This window comes from Planctomycetota bacterium, assembly GCA_038746835.1.
In the GTDB taxonomy this organism is placed as follows: domain Bacteria; phylum Planctomycetota; class Phycisphaerae; order Tepidisphaerales; family Tepidisphaeraceae; genus JBCDKH01.
Map to the genome: position 1 here is coordinate 1 of JBCDKH010000004.1, position 16128 is coordinate 16128.

The following is a 16128-nucleotide window of genomic DNA, read 5'->3' on the forward strand; positions in this document are numbered from 1 at the left end:
GCCGACGCACGACTGGCCGCGGAGAAGAAAGCACTGCCGATCGGCGATGTTCGGCAAGTTCACTCGCTCTTTTCCAGCGTCGAAGACGACGCCGGCGAGATCGTGCTCTGCACCAGCCGGCGAACCATGCGGAAGGTTATCGCCGAGACCGACGGCGAGATCTGCGTCGGCGACCGCGTCCGCTTCCGTCGCACCGGCGGCACCACGCGACTGACCGAGTCCGAATCCCTCGACGGCCAAAGCCATATTCTGCCCGAGGGCGTCATCGAAGCCCTGGAGCCGCGGCGGACAGTCTTGATGCGGGCGGACTCCTTCGACGAGAACAAGCTCGACCCGATCGTCGCCAACGCGGATCAGTTCGTCATCGTCGTCGCCATGCACGACCCGTACCCGCGTTGGGGCCTCGTCGACCGCATGCTCGTCGCCGCTCAGACCGGCGGGCTGGTGCCGATCGTCGTCGTCAACAAGGCCGACCTGCGCGATCAGGCCGACGCACCCGAGGAGACCGACGCGGCTGTCGCGCACTACCGAAAGCTCGGCATCGCCTCGATCCTGACCAGCACGACGTCGAACGAGGGTCTCGACGAGATGCGGACCGCGCTCGACGGCAAAACCAGCGTGCTGGCCGGCCACAGCGGCGTAGGCAAGAGCTCACTCGCGTCCGTGCTCGACCCGCGGCTCGACCTCCGCGTCGGCGAAACCAGCGAGATGCACTCCAAGGGCAAACACACCACGACCAGCGCTCGCAGCTATCCACTCAGCCTGCCGGGCGGAGGTCGCGTGATTGATACGCCGGGCATCAAGGTCTTCGCACCCGTCGGCGTTGCCCCGGAGGACGTCATCGACTTCTTCCCCGACGTCGCCGACGAGACGGCCCCCGCGTGGCGCGTCGAGAGCTACCAGCGGCTCCGGGCGAGCCTTGACGACTGAATCCGCTGGAGCCCGCCTACGCTCCCCGCCCCGCGACCACCGACGCGTCGCGGGTACCACCACGAACCTGCTGCATGGCCCGAGACGACGATACTTTGGAGATGGAGGCGACGGTCGTTCAGGCCTTGCCCAACGCGATGTTCAAGCTCCGCCTCGACGACCCAGGCGGCGGCGGTGGCTCGCACGAGATCCTTGGCTTCGTCAGCGGCAAAATGCGCAAGCACTTCATCCGCATTCTGCCCGGCGACAAGGTCAAAGTGCAGATGTCGCCCTACGACACGACCAAGGGCCGGATCGTCTACCGGCAGCGGTAAGTGCCACGTCCGTCATCCTGAGCGAGCGCAGCGAGTCGAAGGACCTCGTCTGGTTCTGCATGGATGCGGAGAAGCAGGCGAGGTCCCTCGACTGCGCTCGGGATGACGGACCCGGCTCATGCGGCTCGCAGTGATTGACTGGCTGAGTTGGCCTGATCGTCGCGCTTCTCGCGCACCTCGATCGGCTTCAGGTCGAACTTCGGGTTCTGGCCCATGAACCGTGCCGGGTTGTTGTGGAAGATCTCGGTGAGCAGCTGCTCGCTCCATCCGCGGCGACGGCACTCCAGAATGCAGGCCTGCAGCGTGAACGGGTCGGATGGGCCCCAATCGGCCGAGCTGTTGACGAGCATCCGTTCGTGGCCGTGCATCTCGATGACGTCGGCGGCGCGTTCGCCGGTCATCTTGGTCAGCGGGGAGAGCGTCATGCCGGCCCAGTACCCCTTGTCGAGCACCGGTCGAACCGTGTGTTCCTCGACGTGGTCGACCCAGACCCGCGCCGGATCAAGGCCGGCGCGGACGAAGTTGTCGAGGACTTCGAGGACCTTCGTCGTGCCGTGGAGCTTGTCGTCGAGGTGCGGCGTGTGGATCAGGACGAGCTGGTCGTGGTCGAGGGCGAGCTGGAAGTGCCATTCCAGGCTCTGGATCTCGTTCCGGGTCGACTCGTGCAGGCCGGTCTCGCCGATGCCGAGGACCGTCGGCTTCTCGAAGAAGGCCGGCATCTCGTCGAGGACGCGACGCGTCAGGCCGGGGTTCTCCGCCTCTTTCGGATTCACCGCCAGCCAGCAGTAGTGCTTGATGCCGTAGTCGGCCGCGCGGGTGGGCTCGAACTCGCTGATTTGCTTGAAGTAGTCGAGGAACGTCTCGGGATAGTCCCGATCGAACCCGGCCCAGAACGCGGGCTCCGCGACGGCGACGACGCCGCTCATGGCCATCCGCTCATAGTCCTGGGCGGTGCGGGCGATCGCGTGGTAGTGCGGTTGGATGACGTACATCAGGCGGCCTCCTTGGGCGTCTCGGAGTAAACGCGAGCGATCTTCTCCGCCCGACCAGGACCCTCACTCGCAAGGACTTGGAGACTGGTACGCACCCGATCCAACGCCGGATCGCCCGCCGAGCCACCGCCTCGGTCGTAGCGATCGAGGATGGCGGCGATCTCCAAAAGCTTGCACCGGACCTCGAGCGCGTACGCGTCGAGCACCTTCGCAGCCGGCATGGGACGTGGACCTTCCATGCTGCAGTCTATCGGCCGAATCGCCTGCTCCGGCTGCTACGGCGTGCGACTCACCGCTGCCAGCCCATACTCCGGGCGTGCGGCGAGTAGACCGCCGCCTTCTCGTAGGCCCGTTTGTTCGCGTCACTGGCCTGCCAGACGAATGGCTTGTAGCTGGACGACGACGTGCTCGACGGAGACCTGTACTGCCATCCGGAGTACGACGTCGCCCTCGGTGCTGGTGCTGGCGCTGCCGCGAGGGCGTCTTCCTGCCGGTACTGCCGGTCGAGCGAAGCCCTCCGCGAGCGGAGACGCCGGAGGCTATCGGCGTTGCCCGTGCTGTTGATCGCAAAATCCATGACTCTCAACGTCGGGCGAGGCGATCGGAGTGCGTAATCGACCAGTGTCGGACCGCCGAGTCGAAGCGCGATCTGGCCGGCGCGATTCCAATCGCCGCTGCCGGACGCAAAGCTGTACGTGGCCAGGTCCGATTGCCGAATCTGTGCCGCCCTGAGAGCAGCTTTCCTGGCTTTTTCGGCCTCAATTGCTTTCCAGGCCGACACCACCGCCTCGACGCTGCGCGTTCGCCTCGTGACGATCTCTTCGAGCGACTTGCCGGTCATCTTCGGCCTTGGCCGCTGACCGTCGTGTCCGATCGTCACGTCCAAGTCGAAGACTTCCCACTGCCAGCCGACGTTCACACACAGCAACGTCTCAAACTCCGGCCGAGCCGGGTTGCCTTGTCGGACCTTGGGAAACCGGACAAGCTCCGCCTTGAACAGACCCGTGTCCTGCACTTCCGGCTCGAAACGCACGTTGTGTAGGGCCCAAAAACCGTTGAACTCTGTCGCAAGCCCGTCGTAACCTCGTTCGAACGCTGCGTACTCGTTGCGACTGGCCAGCCAGCGGTGAACGACGCGGGTGCCGTCTGGTTCACGACGATGTCCGGCGCCGGGACCTAGCTGCGGGTTTTCACGCAAATTGATCGGCCGATACCCGATGATTCCAGCCGGCGGAGCGAAGTAGCCGCTTCTGGTCATCGGGACCCAGAGGTCTTCTTCCTCGACCGTGCCCGGTGCCCGCATCATCGCGATGCGATGGCTGGACCGCACGTCGGGGGTGACCATGCGGCGAAGCTGAAAAGTCTCGACCGGCTCGTCCGTCGTCATCCGCAATTCGCCGTCGCGATGGATGACCTTGGTGATCTCGTTCCCCGCCTCGTCTCGTGCGGCGATGATCCAGTGCTCGCCAGCCCAGAGACCGTTGTCCCAGTCGCTGGGATCGCCGATGAGCCTCGGATGTTCGTGCTCGACGTAGCCGTCGTCGCGGGGTTCGAGGATCGTCACGTGCATTGACCCGTCAGGCGTCTTCTGCTGCACGACGATCGTCCACTGCTCGCGTGGTGCCTGGTTCCGCTGATCATCCCGGACATCGAGCGGCGGGCGATATCCGACCCGCATGACGCCAAAGGGCACCCACGTCAGGGTCCGCAGATTGATCGCCCAGTACTCGCCGGGCTGCTTGATCGGATGCAGCGTCAGCGGCGAGCGGAAATAGGGCATCGCGTCCGTCGGCCGCATGAGCAAGCCGTAGCCGGGGACGTGGATGATGGACTGGTAGTCGACCGGCAGCAGTTCCTCGTTCGTCTCGGCATCCACGAGCCGGTCGAACGTGCCGTTGACGTAGAAGCGGTTGTACTTCGCAACGCCGGCGTACTTGTCCTGATCGGGAGCTGTGGGCGGCGGTGTGCGGACGATCCGCTGCCGCACGATCACAACGCGTCGACCGTCGACGGTGACTTCCTCGCGCTCGGCCTGATTGAGCGGCTCGAGGCGATTGCGCCAATCCATCGCGTCGCGATGCGCCTGCTCCGGCGACACCGGCGTCGCACAGCCCGCCAGCAGAACCACTAAGACGGTGCAAAACAGTGACCGCATAGCCCCAAGATCGACCATCAACGCCGGCAGATCAAGCTACGGCGGGTCGTACCCGGATCCGCCCCACGGGTGACACCGGGCGATTCGCTTCAGGCCAAGCCACCCGCCACGCCACGGGCCGTGCTTGTCGATCGCTTCCAGCATGTACTCGCTGCATGTTGGGTGGAAGCGACACTGGCCGCCGAGCAGCGGACGAAGCGTCGCCCGGTAAAGGTGGACCAAGCCCCTCAGCAGACTCGCGGCAAGGCGACGCATCCCGATAATCTATTCGCGTGGCTCGGCCGAACATCATCGTGATCCTCTGCGACGACCTCGGCTGGGCCGACCTGTCGTGCTACGGCAGCACGTTCCACGAGACGCCACGTCTCGACCAGATGGCGGCCGAGGGCATGCGATGCACCGACGCGTACGCGGCCTCTCCAGTCTGCAGCCCGACGCGGGCGAGCCTGCTTTCCGGGCAGTACCCGGCGCGCGTCGGGATCACCAACTACATCCCAGGCAACGCCGCCGGACGCGTCCTCGGTCCGGCGTTTCGACACGATCTGCCACACGATCTGCCGACACTGCCCAGCCTCCTCCGCGACGCCGGCTATCGCACGCTGCACGTCGGCAAGTGGCACCTCGGCGAGGCCGACAAGGGTCACGCACCGACCGACCACGGCTTCGACGTCAACGTCGGCGGCTGCGCCTGGGGACACCCACGCAAGGGCTTTTTCTCGCCATACGAGCTTCCCGCCGAGGCCAACCTGCCCGACGGCCCAGACGGCGAGTACCTGACCGATCGCATCACCGACGAAGCCATCAACCTCGTTCGCGACGCGGCAGGGCGTGACGAGCCCTTCTTCTTGCACCTGGCCCACTACGCGGTGCACACGCCCATCCAGGCACCGGCCGACCTCGTCGAAAAGTACGAGCAGAAAGCTCGCGACCTCGGCCTCGACACGCGAGACCCCTTCGAACCCGGCGAGCCGCATCCGTGTCTGCACAAGCTCGACCAGCCCGTCATGCGCCGCCTGTTCCAAAGCGACCCGACGTACGCGGCCATGGTCGAAAACCTCGACACCAACGTCGGCCGACTGCTGGACGCCCTGGTCGACCTCGGCATCGACGACGGCACGCTCGTCCTCTTCACCAGCGACAACGGCGGGCTCGCGACCAGCGAAGGCAGCCCGACGTGCAACGCACCGCTGTCCGAAGGCAAAGGCTGGTCCAGCGAAGGTGGCCTCCGCGAACCGTTCATCGCCCGCTGGCCGGCGAGGATCGCATCCGGTCAGACGTCCGACGCGACGCTGACGACGCCCGACCTGCTTCCGACCTTTCTCGCCGCCGCCGACGTTGAAGTTCCCGACGAGGTCGTGCTCGACGGCGAGAGCTGTTTGTCTCTGCTGACCTCCGGAGCGCAGTCGTCGCTCGACGATCGCCCGATCTACTTCCACTACCCGCACTACAGCAACCAGGGCGGCGGGCCCGCCTCAGCCGTCCGTCGCGGCCGATGGAAGCTCGTCGAGCACCTCGACAACCACACCGGCTACGAGCTGTACGACCTCGAGGCCGACATCGGCGAGACCACCAACCTCGCCGAACGCGAGCCGGAACGCGTCGCCGAGCTGCAAGCACTGATCGACACCTGGCGAGACGAAGTCGACGCCGCGATGCCAACGCCGAACCCGCACTACGACGCCATCCTCCAAGGCCGAGCGCGTGCGAACGGCTCCGGCAAGATCACCTTCGTCGATGACGACTGAACCGCCACCCAAGCCCACGCTCGACTACGCCGCCGACACCGGCCGGCGGATTCGTTTTCGTCGCTGGATCGTGCGTGGCATTCTGGTGCTGCTGATCGCCGGCGGAGCTTGGTTGGCGGTCGCGATTCAGCGGGAGTTTCAGCGCGTCGAGAATGAAGAGGCGGTCGCAGTTTGGGAAGGCAACGCGCGTGCGCTCGAACCGGACTACACCTACTTCCACGAAGATCCACGCCACTTCCACCAGCGATACCGGAGTCTCGCCTGGGCGGCGGACAACCTCGAAGCCGGGCTGCTCGACGAACGGCGAGAGGTGCGTCTTGCGACCGAGAGGTACCTGATCAAGCTGTTCGAGCTTTATCCGCTCGAGCCCGGCGTCGAACGCCCCGAGCCGCCGCTGTTCGAGCCCGAGACGCGAGAGATGCTCTGGCGGATCCTGATCGATGAGCAGATTCCCGAGGCGGGGTTTCCGCTGGTTGTCGATGCGAAACCGATCGACATGCAGCGTGCGATCGACGTGTGGCCGTCGCTTAATCCGGAGATTCAAAACACCGTTCTCTTGATCCTTCTCGTGTGCGGACCCGAGACGCCCGGCGCTGGCGACCTGATCCTCGCGGCCGCTGGTTCACCCAAGATCATCTTCCTGCCCCCAACGTACGACGCAGTCTGCTGGTACTGGTTTGACGACGACCGCTATCGGGAACGCCGCGAGGCGTTGGCACTCGACCACTGGCCGGAACGTCCCGACATCAACGCGCTCTTCGATCCCGCCGAAGCCGTCCGCGTCATCGGCCATGAGACCGACGCAGACGGTCGGCCCACCACCGCCGCCGTCTCGGCTCTGGCTCGCTTCGGTCCGATGGCTCCAGACGAAGCCGCACCGCTCTTGCCACTGCTCCGTGATGCTGCCGAGGAGACCGCGGACGAGCACCCCGACTATGCAGCCGCCGCCGAGAATGCAGCCGATCGAATCGAGGCATCGATGGCCGACGCTCCTCAGCCGTAGACCGCGTTCGGATCGAAGGCCTTCTCGTTCTCGACGAACTCCAACGTGCCATCCGGCCGAACCGCGCGGTAGAAGCACGAGGCGTAGCCCGTGTGACACGCGGCCTGCGGTGTCTTCTTCGGATCGCCGACGACTACCTCCGCCACGAGACAGTCCTGATCGCAGTCGACACGCAGACGCTTGAGATGCTGCGTCATGCCGCTGCTCTCGCCTTTCTTCCAAAGCTTGCCACGGCTGCGTGACCAGTACGTGACGTGGCCGCTCCTGAGCGTCTCATCGAGCGACTCCTGGTTCATGAAGGCGACCATGAGCACGTCCTTCGACTCGGCATGCACCGTCACACACGGCAGCAGGCCGTGGTCATCGAACTTGGGGGCGAATTCAGTGCCGAGCTCGCGAGCGTGCTTGTCCACGAAGCACGCTACGGTCCGACATGGCCGACCTGCCGCAGATGCGGTTCTACAACACGCTGTCGCACCAGGAAGAAGCGTACGAGCCACTGACGCCGCCGGTCGTGCGGATGTACACGTGCGGGCCGACGGTCTACGACTTCGCGCACATTGGCAACTTCCGCTCGTTCCTCTTCGCCGACGTGTTGCGTCGCACGCTGGAGCTGGTCGGGCTCGACGTCCGACACGTGATGAACATCACCGACGTCGGCCACATGACCGAGGACGATCTGGCTGACGGCGGCGGCGAGGACAAGATGCAGGCGGCCGCCAAAAAGCTGGTCGAGGCCAAGAAGCAGGGCCAAGCCCACGCCGCCGCCATCGACGATCCGAACAACCCGTACCAGATCGCTGACTTCTACACGAAGGCCTTCCTCGAAGACGGCAAGAAGCTCGGCCTGAAGGTCGCCAGTGAGTTTGACCAGGGCCGAATGCCCAAGGCCACCGACAACATCGACGAGATGCTCGCCATGATCGGCAAGCTCGTTGAGAAAGGGCACGCGTACAAGGGTGAAGACGGGGCCGTCTACTTCGGCGTCGAGACCTTCGACGGCTACGGCAAACTCAGCGGCAACTCCGTCGAGCAACTCCGCGGCGGGGCGGGCGGACGCGTCGGCACCGAAGCCACCGCCGCAAAGCGTCACCCAGCCGACTTCCTGCTGTGGAAGCCCGATGCGACGCACCTGATGAAGTGGCCCAGCGACTTCGGCGAGGGCTATCCGGGCTGGCACATCGAGTGCTCGGCCATGGCACGCCGGCACCTCGACGCCGATGTCATCGATTTCCACACCGGCGGCGAGGACAACATCTTCCCGCATCACGAGTGCGAGATCGCACAGAGCTGCTGCGCGACCGGACAAGACAGCTTCGCCAGGTTCTGGCTGCACGGGCGACACCTGCGCGTCGAGGGCGAGAAGATGTCCAAGAGCAAGGGCAACTTCTTCACCGTCCGCGACGTGCTCGACGGCAGGGCGACCGGAAACGAGGTCGCCCCCGAAGTGCTGCGGTACGAACTCATTCGCAGCCACTATCGCGGCACCGCCAACTTCACCGCCAGCGGCTTGCGAGACAGCGGCAGCGCCGTCGCCAAGCTGCAGAAGCTCCACGCCGATGCCGCGAGCAAGTCCGACGCGGCCGACGTCTCGCTCGACGTCGGCCCGCTCCCGCGATTCGTGAAGGCCCTGTGCGACGACCTCAACGTCTCCGCCGCCGTCGCCGCAGTTTTCGAGTGGTCCGCCGACCCAGGCGACGACGCTGCGACCACCCGCGGCATCCTCGACAAGGTCGACAGCGTCCTCGGCTTCCTGCCCGACGCCGCAACGCCAGTCGCGGATTCGGACGCCGCCAACCTCGCGTCTAAAATCGACGCCGCCCGCGCCGCCAAGGATTTCGCCACCGCCGACGCCATCCGCGCCGACCTGCTCGCCCAGGGCTACAAGGTCCTGACAACCAAAGCCGGCACGACGGTCGAAAAGCTCCTGGCGTAGTGACGCCTACGCAACAGCACGAGGCCGGTAAGAGCCACCACCGACGCTGTCGCCGGCTCGGGAATCTGCCACATCGCAATGCCGCCTCGCCCGTCCGTTAGGCGACACCGACTGCCGATGCATCAGATCAAGCCCGCCTCTATACAAAGGAAACTGACCTGATTGACACGACTGGTCACGTCGACGATGTTTTGGCGGATCGAGCGGAGCGGTCGCCCGGCGAAGTTAGGAAGACCATGGCTGCGGAGCGTGCGGGACCGATCGAAGGAGGTGGACGATGAGCCAGACCTATTGGGTGGCGGGCGTGGAGCGGTCGACGGGGCGTGAGATCGACCGCAAGGTGCTCGCCGTCGGCGAGCAACAGGTTCGACACGCGATGGATCGCATGGGCGTCGACATTGCGTCGCTGTCGAGCGACGCCGGGCTAGATCAGACGGGTTCGGATGACGAGGCCAGTGATGACTCGACTACAAATGCCACAGACAAGCCGCTAGAGCGATGGCTGCTTTCTGCCATTTCGTTCATTGCTGGCCTGCTCGGAGGGTGCTTTGTGACGTTGATTTTGGTGGCAGAGTCTACGGAATTGGGTGGCGTCGATTTCTCGAACGATGCGAGCCGAGCGTCATCGGGCAGGGCCGACCTCCGTGTCTGGCTTCCGGACTTCGAGGACGCCTTCGACTTCGACGCGTCGTCGTTTGAGCGAGTCCCGCCCCCTCAATTCAACATCAGCGCAGCCGACAGCATGATCGTCGTCGAGCGAGAGCGGTGGAGCCTTCGATTGCTAATGGTCGGTGACTTGATTTCCTCGGCGACCCTCACTCTCGAGCCGAATGACCGAGATCTACGGGTCATGGCTAATCTCGAAGTCGGCGACGTGATTGAGCAGCGGGCGGCCGAGTCTTTCTGGATCGCGCTGATCGGGAGCGGCAATCAGCACCTCCTTTACTCAGACTATCGCAAAGACCTCGAGCGGGCCGCGACGTCTGGCAGGAACGTTGTTGGTGGTCGTTTCCAAGGCGATCAGGTCCACGTTGTGTGGTCCATCGCCGACGGCGACATGACCCTCACAGCATCGAACTAGCCTGCGGGCACTATCCCCAGCAGCTCGTTAGCCTCGTCATCGCCGACGCCCTTGGGCTGACCGAGGGTTCGTCTGAAGAAGGTGCCGTGAGCGCTGCTGTATTCCCGCCAGAACATGACTTGGCCGCAGAACTCGAACGGGACGCCACGTCAGGCAGAGAGCAAGTCGCCTTCGGCGTCGGTGAAGCGGTGATGCCAGAAGGAAGGCCAGCATCGCGCCGCGGTCTCTCTCAATCCGACGAGAACAAGGCGGGTGACGGAGCGGTTCAGTCGGGAGCATTCGCACAGTTTCACGAAAGCCGCAGTGCTGATAACCGCTTCATCTGATCTGGATGGCCAACTTGAACGATCAATGCCCGGCGACCGGCTCGCCCATCAGACCCTTTAGCTCCGCAAGTTTCTGCTTCAGGGCCGACGGCTCTTTCGCCTCCAGGTTCAGCCGAAGCATTGGTTCGGTGTTGCTCTTGCGGACGTTGAACCACCAGCCCTCGGCCTTGGCGTCGACAGTGATGCCGTCGAGGTAGTCGACTTCGTGCTGCTTGTACTTGTCGGCCAGCTGTTTGATCATGCCGTCCTTGTCCTCGACCTGGAAGTTCAGCTCGCCGGACTGATGGAACCGGTCGATCGGGCCGGCCATGCCGCTGAGCTTGGTGTCGGTCGCGGACAGGATCGACAACACGCGGGCGAAGGCGATCGCTCCGCTGTCGGCGTTGAAGTTGTCGCGGAAGTAGAAGTGCCCGCTCAGCTCGCCGCCGAAGACGCCGCCCGAGTCGGCCAGCGCTTTCTTCATGAAGACGTGCCCGACACGCTCCCGCACGGGCTTGCCGCCGGCCTGCTCGATCTCTTCGGCCAGCGCGTGACTACTGCGAAGGTCGTAGACGATGGCCGAGCCTTCGTTGCCCGGCTGCTTGAGGAAGTCACGCGAGACGATAGCCGTGAGGATGTCGCAGCCGATGGTGTTGGCCTGTTCGTCGATGAACATGCAGCGGTCCGCGTCGCCGTCGAAGCAGAGGCCCGCATCGACGCCGTCCGTCGACTTGGTCGCTTCCTTCAGCTGTTGCAGGTTTTCCTCGACGAGCGGATTCGGGTCGTGGACGAACGCGACGCCGGTCTCGAAGTTGATCTCGTCGATCGTGAGGTTCTCCACGCCGCCGAAGACCTTGGGCACCATGACGCCTGCCATGCCGTTGGAGGCGTCGACGATGACGCGCACGGGCTTCTTCAGGTCGAGGAACTGAAGGACGTGCTCTCGGTAGGCGGGCCAGACGTCTTCCTCGGCGACGTCGCCGTTGGTGCCGGTTTCCGCACGGGCCGAGAGTTGGCCGGCGATGCGTTCGATGTCCTTCAGGCCCGTCGCACTGCCGATCGGCTTGGCCCTGGGCCCGCTGATCTTGAAGCCGTTGTACTCGACCGGGTTATGGCTGGCCGTCGTCTGGATGCCGCCGACGGCGTCGTAGTGGTTGATGGCGAAGTAGATGCAGCTCGTGTCGATCATCCCGATGTCGATGACCTTCATGCCCGTCGAGCGGATGCCGTCGATGAGTGCCTTGGCCAGCTCCGGCGAGTGCGGCCGCATGTCGCGTCCGACGACCATCGTGTCCATCTTCCCCACCGGCGGCCCGAAGTTGCCCGCTGACCGCTGCAAGAACGTGGCCGAGGCGTGCCCGACCTTCCACGCCTCATCGGGGCCCAGGGGCTCGGGGTAGGTCGCGCGGACGTCGTAGGCCTTGAAGATTTTGCTGATCATTCGGCCGCACTATACCGCAACGCCGCCTGCTGTTTGGTAAGCCTGAAGTCCGGCGTCAGGCGTCGTCGTCCGCGAAGTGCGACGTGCTTACAGTGGGCCGCATCATACCGAACGCCGTGCGAAGAATGCCGAAGTCGGCGAAGTTGAGCATGCCGTCGTGAGCCTTCACGCCCGCTATTGCAGACGTGATCGCCATCCTCATGACGCGTCGATGGCAACGCTTGCACTTCACCCAGCTGGTGGTCGAGAACAGTCACTCGCTACACACCACATATTGCCGTGAACAAAGCCGGCTGAGAGTCAGACGGCGAACTAAGGAGAAGGCCCCATGTCCGGATCAACATCAACACGCACAGCAGCTGTGCTCGGCTGCGGGAAAGCCGTCCCTGGCTTCGAGGGCTTCGCGGTCGGCCACGGCCATGGAGACGGATATGTGAAGGGGGCTCCACACGCGAAGCTGTTTGCCGTCGACCCCAACGCCGAGAACCTCGCGGCGTTCGGGGACAAGTTCGAGTTGCCCGACGATCGACGCTTCGCGTCTACGGCCGCGCTGTACGAGGCCGTCACGCCCGACATCGTCAGCGTGTGCACGTGGCCGGCGCTGCATCATCCGATGGTGCTCGAAGCGGCCAATGCGGGCGTCAAGGGGATCATCTGCGAGAAGCCGCTCTCGGTGAGCCCGATCGAGATCGACGAGATGATCGCATCGTGCAAGCAGCATGGTGTGAAGCTGACAGTCGCCCACCAGCGCTGCTACGAACCCGTGCCGCAGCTGCTCAAGCGCATCGTCGAACAGGGCAAGCTGGGAGACAAGATCGTCTTCGAAGCTCGGATTGGTGGCGGCTGGGACATGCTTTCGTGGTCGGTCCACTGGGTCGACCTCGCTTCCTTCATCTTCGGGGAGTTGCCGGAGAATGTGCTGGCGGGCCTCAATGACACCGGCAAGCGCCGCTATCAGCACGCCATCGAAGACGATTGTGTCGCGCTTGCCCAGTACCCCAATGGCAGGCAGGCGATCTTCATCACGGGGCCTGATGACCTTGGCCTGGGCATGCTGAACTTGCGCGGCGACAAGGGCTATGCCAAGGTCACTGACGAGGGCGTCGAGCTGTTCACGCGCGAGGGCTACTCGTACGAGAAGCCCGATGACGGAGTCGCCGGGTTTGCGGGTCTCATCGCCGATCTGTTCGACGCGATTGAGAACGGTGGCACGACGCTCCTCGACGCCGAGCGCAGTGCCGAGTCGACACGAACGGTGTTCGCGATCCACGAGTCCGCACGCACCCTGAAGAGAGTCGCGTTGCCCACCAATTTTGGTTACGCGCCGCTCGACATCGCCCAGCATCCACCGACACCGCGTTGGACGCCGGGCAAGGTGCTCGTCTACGCCGACGATCATCATGTCGACGCGGCCACCGGGATCAGTGGTCGGGACGGCGTGCTCCACGCTGCGGCGGCGCTGGGTGCGGACGAAGTGCGATGCGCCGAGGCCGACGAGCGAGGCCTGGTCGCGGCCGACCTCGACGACATTGACGTCATCCTGCTTTACCACACGCAGCGGACAAGCGACGCGACGACGCGAAAGCTCCTCGGCGACTGGGTCGAATCGGGCAAGCCGCTTGTGGTCCTGCACTGCGGAATCGGCGCGTTCGACGATTGGCCGCAGTTCCGCGAGTGGATCGGCGTGCACTGGGTCTGGGGCGACGAGACCATCGCTCCCGGCTCCGGCCATCCGCACGTGCCTTGCGATGTGGTCATCGACAGGCCTGATCTGTTTCCTGCGACGTGGAATCAGCACTGGATTCCGCGCGATGAGGTCTACGTCCGCCTGCACGAGTCGCACCCGGTGGACGTGATCGCCACCGCCCACCTGCCCGACGGCGAGCAGAGTCCGGCCGCATGGCAGGCCAAAGCCCATCGCAACGTCAGCGTCTGGGCACCCGGCCACCGCGCAGATGTGTTTGACCTGCCCGTAATGGTCGACGGCATCGCGGCCATGATCCAGCTCGCCCAACGCCCTGCATGAGCGATAGGCGTATCCGTCGCACGGCGACGCTTTAACCCCTCGCCAGGTCTTGTTTCGCCCCTCAGCCGACACGCTTCATCGCCTGGCGACTGGGGCTGGGGACCTTGATGTCGTAGGCCAGGCCGAGGTACTTCATGCCGACGATGACGTAGTAGGAAAGATCGATCTGCCACCAGCGCAGGCCGTGGCGGGCGCTGGTGGGGAAGGCGTGGTGGTTGTTGTGCCAGCCTTCGCCCAGGCCGATGATGCCGAAGAGCACGTTGTTGCGGCTCTCGTCGTTGCTCTTGAACGGCCGGCTGCCCCAGATGTGGCAGACGCTGTTGATGCTCCAAGTTACGTGGTGGACGACCAGCAGTCGCACCAGGCCGCCCCATAGGAAGCCCAGGCCGAAACCGGTCCAGCTCCAGGTCGTCAGCCCGCCAGCGAGCCATCCGCCGAGTAAGGCGGGAATGACGAAGCCGAGCAGTGCCCAGACCGTCCAGAGCTTGCTCATCACCATCGTGACCTTGTCGGAGCGGAGGTCGGGGTTGTAGCGGTCCAGATTTTTCGGATCGCCACGAAGGATCCAGCCCATGTGGGCGTGGAAGAAGCCTCGGATGATGCCGAGCACGCCGCCGCCGTGGTGGTGGGGCGAGTGTGGGTCGTGGTCGTCGTCCGAGTGCTGATGGTGGCAGCGGTGGATGGCCGCCCACTTCGTCGGCGGGCCTTCGACGGCGGTGCTGCCGAGGATGGCAAGGCCCGCCTTGACGACGGCGTTGGTCTTGAAGGACGAGTGCGTGAAGTAGCGGTGATAGCCGACCGTCACGCCCAGCGCCGTCAGTACGTACCCGCCAACCAGCAGCCCTGCGTCGACCCACGTGAAGCCCCGGCCCCAGGCGAGGTAGATGCCGACCGCGAGTGCGGCAAACGGCAGGATGATGACGATCAGGGCCGCAATCTTCTCCCGAATCGTCAGGTCGTCCAGGTGGTCCGTTGAGCGCTCATGCGAAGGGTGTCCGTCCGTGGAGGGCTGGAAGGCTTCAGACATCGGCGACAATCGTACGGGAATGGTGCCAGGATTGATCGTCTTCACAAGAAACGAACAGCCACTCGTCCTTGCGTTTGCCAACGTTCGCGAGCGAGGCAGGCCGTCGTTAGGCTCAGACGCATGAGCGACGGTGGACAGGCAAAGCTGCGACTCATCCAGTGCGGCGTCGGCGGTCACGGCGGGGGTTGGTTCGTCAACAGCGTTCTGCCCAGCAACGACTTCGAGCTCGCCGCCATCGTCGATCCGAATGCCGAAGCCATTGCGAAAGCGAGCGAGACGGCCGGTCGGGAGTTGCGTGCCTTTGTCGACCTTTCCGAGGCGATCGACGCCGTCGAGGCCGACGCAGTCCTGAGTGTGACGCCGCCGAAGGTTCACCCGGCTCACGCCAAGCTCGCCGCTGAGGCGAAGCTGCACCTTTTGGTCGAAAAGCCATTGGCCGAGGACGTCGAAGTCGCCCGAAAGATGGTCGACGACGCGGCCAAGGCCGGCACGATGTTGATGGTCGGCCAGAATCGTCGCTGGGACAGCGAGCCGCGCGGCATCAAGGCGGCGCTGGACAGCGGGCGTGTCGGGCACGTCGACCACGTGCACATCGACTTCTTCCGGGCGGCTGACTTCCGTGGCAGTTTTCGCCACTCCATGCCGCACGTGCTGCTGGTCGACATGGCGGTTCACCACATCGATTTGCTGCGGTACTTCATGGGCCGGGAGGTCGTCCGCGTCTTTGCCGACGAGTTCAATCCAAAGCGATCGGTCGACAACGCGATCTACCAGCACGGCGCGGCCATCCGCATGGTGATGACTTTGGACGACGGCTCCCGCGTCAGCTACGCAGGCGACTGGTCCGCGGTCGGACGACCAAGCAGCTGGCACGGCGACTGGACGTTCCAGGGCGACAAGGGCCGGCTGACGTTCAGCGACGATCGCGGCCTCGAGGTTGCGACCAGCGACGGCTGGGCACGCGAGGTCGAGGTCGAGTCGCTGCCGATCCCGGAGTTGCCGCAAAGTCAGGGGCAGCTGTTGGCCGCGTTCGCAGAGAGCGTTCGCACGGGCGAGCCGGGTCTGACCAGCGGCGACGACAATCTGAGGACCGTCGCCGCCGTCCTCGCCGCAGTCGAGAGCTGCGAGACCGGCAAGCCGGTCGACGTTCGGTACTGAAGGCGATCCACTACG

At 64.7% G+C, this 16128-nt stretch carries 16 protein-coding genes; 9 read left to right on the plus strand and 7 right to left on the minus strand.

The window, feature by feature from the left end:
- Window positions 1-930: ribosome small subunit-dependent GTPase A (gene rsgA / locus AAGI46_00940; protein MEM1010765.1), on the plus strand; the 930-nt coding region annotated here is incomplete at its 5' end.
- Between the two features lie 74 nt (window positions 931-1004).
- Window positions 1005-1244, plus strand: coding sequence for a translation initiation factor IF-1 (infA, locus tag AAGI46_00945; GenBank protein ID MEM1010766.1), 240 nt, complete (start codon window positions 1005-1007; stop codon window positions 1242-1244).
- 116 nt (window positions 1245-1360) lie between these two features.
- On the opposite strand, the gene AAGI46_00950 is transcribed toward infA, so the two are convergent.
- The 4 genes from AAGI46_00950 to yidD all read right to left on the minus strand — a co-directional run bounded on the left by AAGI46_00950 (window position 1361) and on the right by yidD (window position 4646).
- A complete protein-coding gene (locus AAGI46_00950; GenBank protein MEM1010767.1) occupies window positions 1361-2236 on the minus strand; it encodes a TatD family hydrolase in 876 nt (291 codons plus the stop codon).
- A complete protein-coding gene (locus AAGI46_00955) occupies window positions 2236-2457 on the minus strand; it encodes a hypothetical protein (GenBank protein ID MEM1010768.1) in 222 nt (73 codons plus the stop codon). The genes AAGI46_00950 and AAGI46_00955 overlap by 1 nt, the downstream gene beginning before the upstream one ends.
- A 68-nt stretch (window positions 2458-2525) precedes the next feature.
- On the minus strand, window positions 2526-4391 hold the full coding sequence (locus AAGI46_00960; protein ID MEM1010769.1) for a hypothetical protein: 1866 nt from the start codon (window positions 4389-4391) through the stop codon (window positions 2526-2528).
- A gap of 36 nt (window positions 4392-4427) precedes the next feature.
- Window positions 4428-4646, minus strand: coding sequence for a membrane protein insertion efficiency factor YidD (gene yidD / locus AAGI46_00965; protein ID MEM1010770.1), 219 nt, complete (start codon window positions 4644-4646; stop codon window positions 4428-4430).
- A gap of 17 nt (window positions 4647-4663) precedes the next feature.
- Between yidD and AAGI46_00970 the strand changes: the two genes are divergently transcribed.
- Both AAGI46_00970 and AAGI46_00975 read left to right on the plus strand, forming a co-directional pair.
- On the plus strand, window positions 4664-6136 hold the full coding sequence (locus AAGI46_00970; protein MEM1010771.1) for a sulfatase: 1473 nt from the start codon (window positions 4664-4666) through the stop codon (window positions 6134-6136).
- Entirely contained in the window at window positions 6126-7139 is a 1014-nt protein-coding gene (locus tag AAGI46_00975; GenBank protein MEM1010772.1) for a hypothetical protein, read from the plus strand. The genes AAGI46_00970 and AAGI46_00975 overlap by 11 nt, the downstream gene beginning before the upstream one ends.
- Here AAGI46_00975 and hisI read toward each other — a convergent pair.
- Window positions 7130-7552, minus strand: coding sequence for a phosphoribosyl-AMP cyclohydrolase (gene hisI / locus AAGI46_00980; GenBank protein MEM1010773.1), 423 nt, complete (start codon window positions 7550-7552; stop codon window positions 7130-7132). The two genes, AAGI46_00975 and hisI, sit on opposite strands and share 10 nt — an antisense overlap.
- Window positions 7553-7572: 20 nt before the next feature.
- Here hisI and cysS point away from each other — a divergent pair, with 20 nt between their 5' ends.
- From cysS to AAGI46_00995, 3 genes are all read left to right on the plus strand, one after another.
- Window positions 7573-9075, plus strand: coding sequence for a cysteine--tRNA ligase (gene cysS / locus AAGI46_00985; GenBank protein MEM1010774.1), 1503 nt, complete (start codon window positions 7573-7575; stop codon window positions 9073-9075).
- Between the two features lie 340 nt (window positions 9076-9415).
- Window positions 9416-10156 (plus strand): hypothetical protein, encoded by a 741-nt coding sequence (locus tag AAGI46_00990; GenBank protein MEM1010775.1) that lies wholly within the window; start codon window positions 9416-9418, stop codon window positions 10154-10156.
- Window positions 10157-10242: 86 nt separating this feature from the next.
- The gene (locus AAGI46_00995) at window positions 10243-10482 is read left to right on the plus strand and encodes a hypothetical protein (GenBank protein MEM1010776.1); all 240 of its coding nucleotides are present in this window, start codon (window positions 10243-10245) and stop codon (window positions 10480-10482) included.
- A gap of 22 nt (window positions 10483-10504) precedes the next feature.
- Here AAGI46_00995 and AAGI46_01000 read toward each other — a convergent pair whose 3' ends face one another.
- The gene (locus AAGI46_01000) at window positions 10505-11902 is read right to left on the minus strand and encodes a phosphomannomutase/phosphoglucomutase (GenBank protein MEM1010777.1); all 1398 of its coding nucleotides are present in this window, start codon (window positions 11900-11902) and stop codon (window positions 10505-10507) included.
- 328 nt (window positions 11903-12230) lie between these two features.
- Between AAGI46_01000 and AAGI46_01005 the strand changes: the two genes are divergently transcribed.
- Entirely contained in the window at window positions 12231-13928 is a 1698-nt protein-coding gene (locus tag AAGI46_01005; protein MEM1010778.1) for a Gfo/Idh/MocA family oxidoreductase, read from the plus strand.
- Window positions 13929-13989: 61 nt separating this feature from the next.
- Here the strand turns inward: AAGI46_01005 and AAGI46_01010 are convergent, their stop codons facing one another.
- Window positions 13990-14955: an acyl-CoA desaturase gene (locus AAGI46_01010; GenBank protein MEM1010779.1), complete on the minus strand. Its 966-nt coding sequence runs from the start codon at window positions 14953-14955 to the stop codon at window positions 13990-13992.
- Between the two features lie 120 nt (window positions 14956-15075).
- On the opposite strand from AAGI46_01010, the gene AAGI46_01015 reads away from it, so the two are divergent.
- Window positions 15076-16113, plus strand: coding sequence for a Gfo/Idh/MocA family oxidoreductase (locus tag AAGI46_01015; GenBank protein MEM1010780.1), 1038 nt, complete (start codon window positions 15076-15078; stop codon window positions 16111-16113).
- Window positions 16114-16128: the final 15 nt, after the last annotated feature.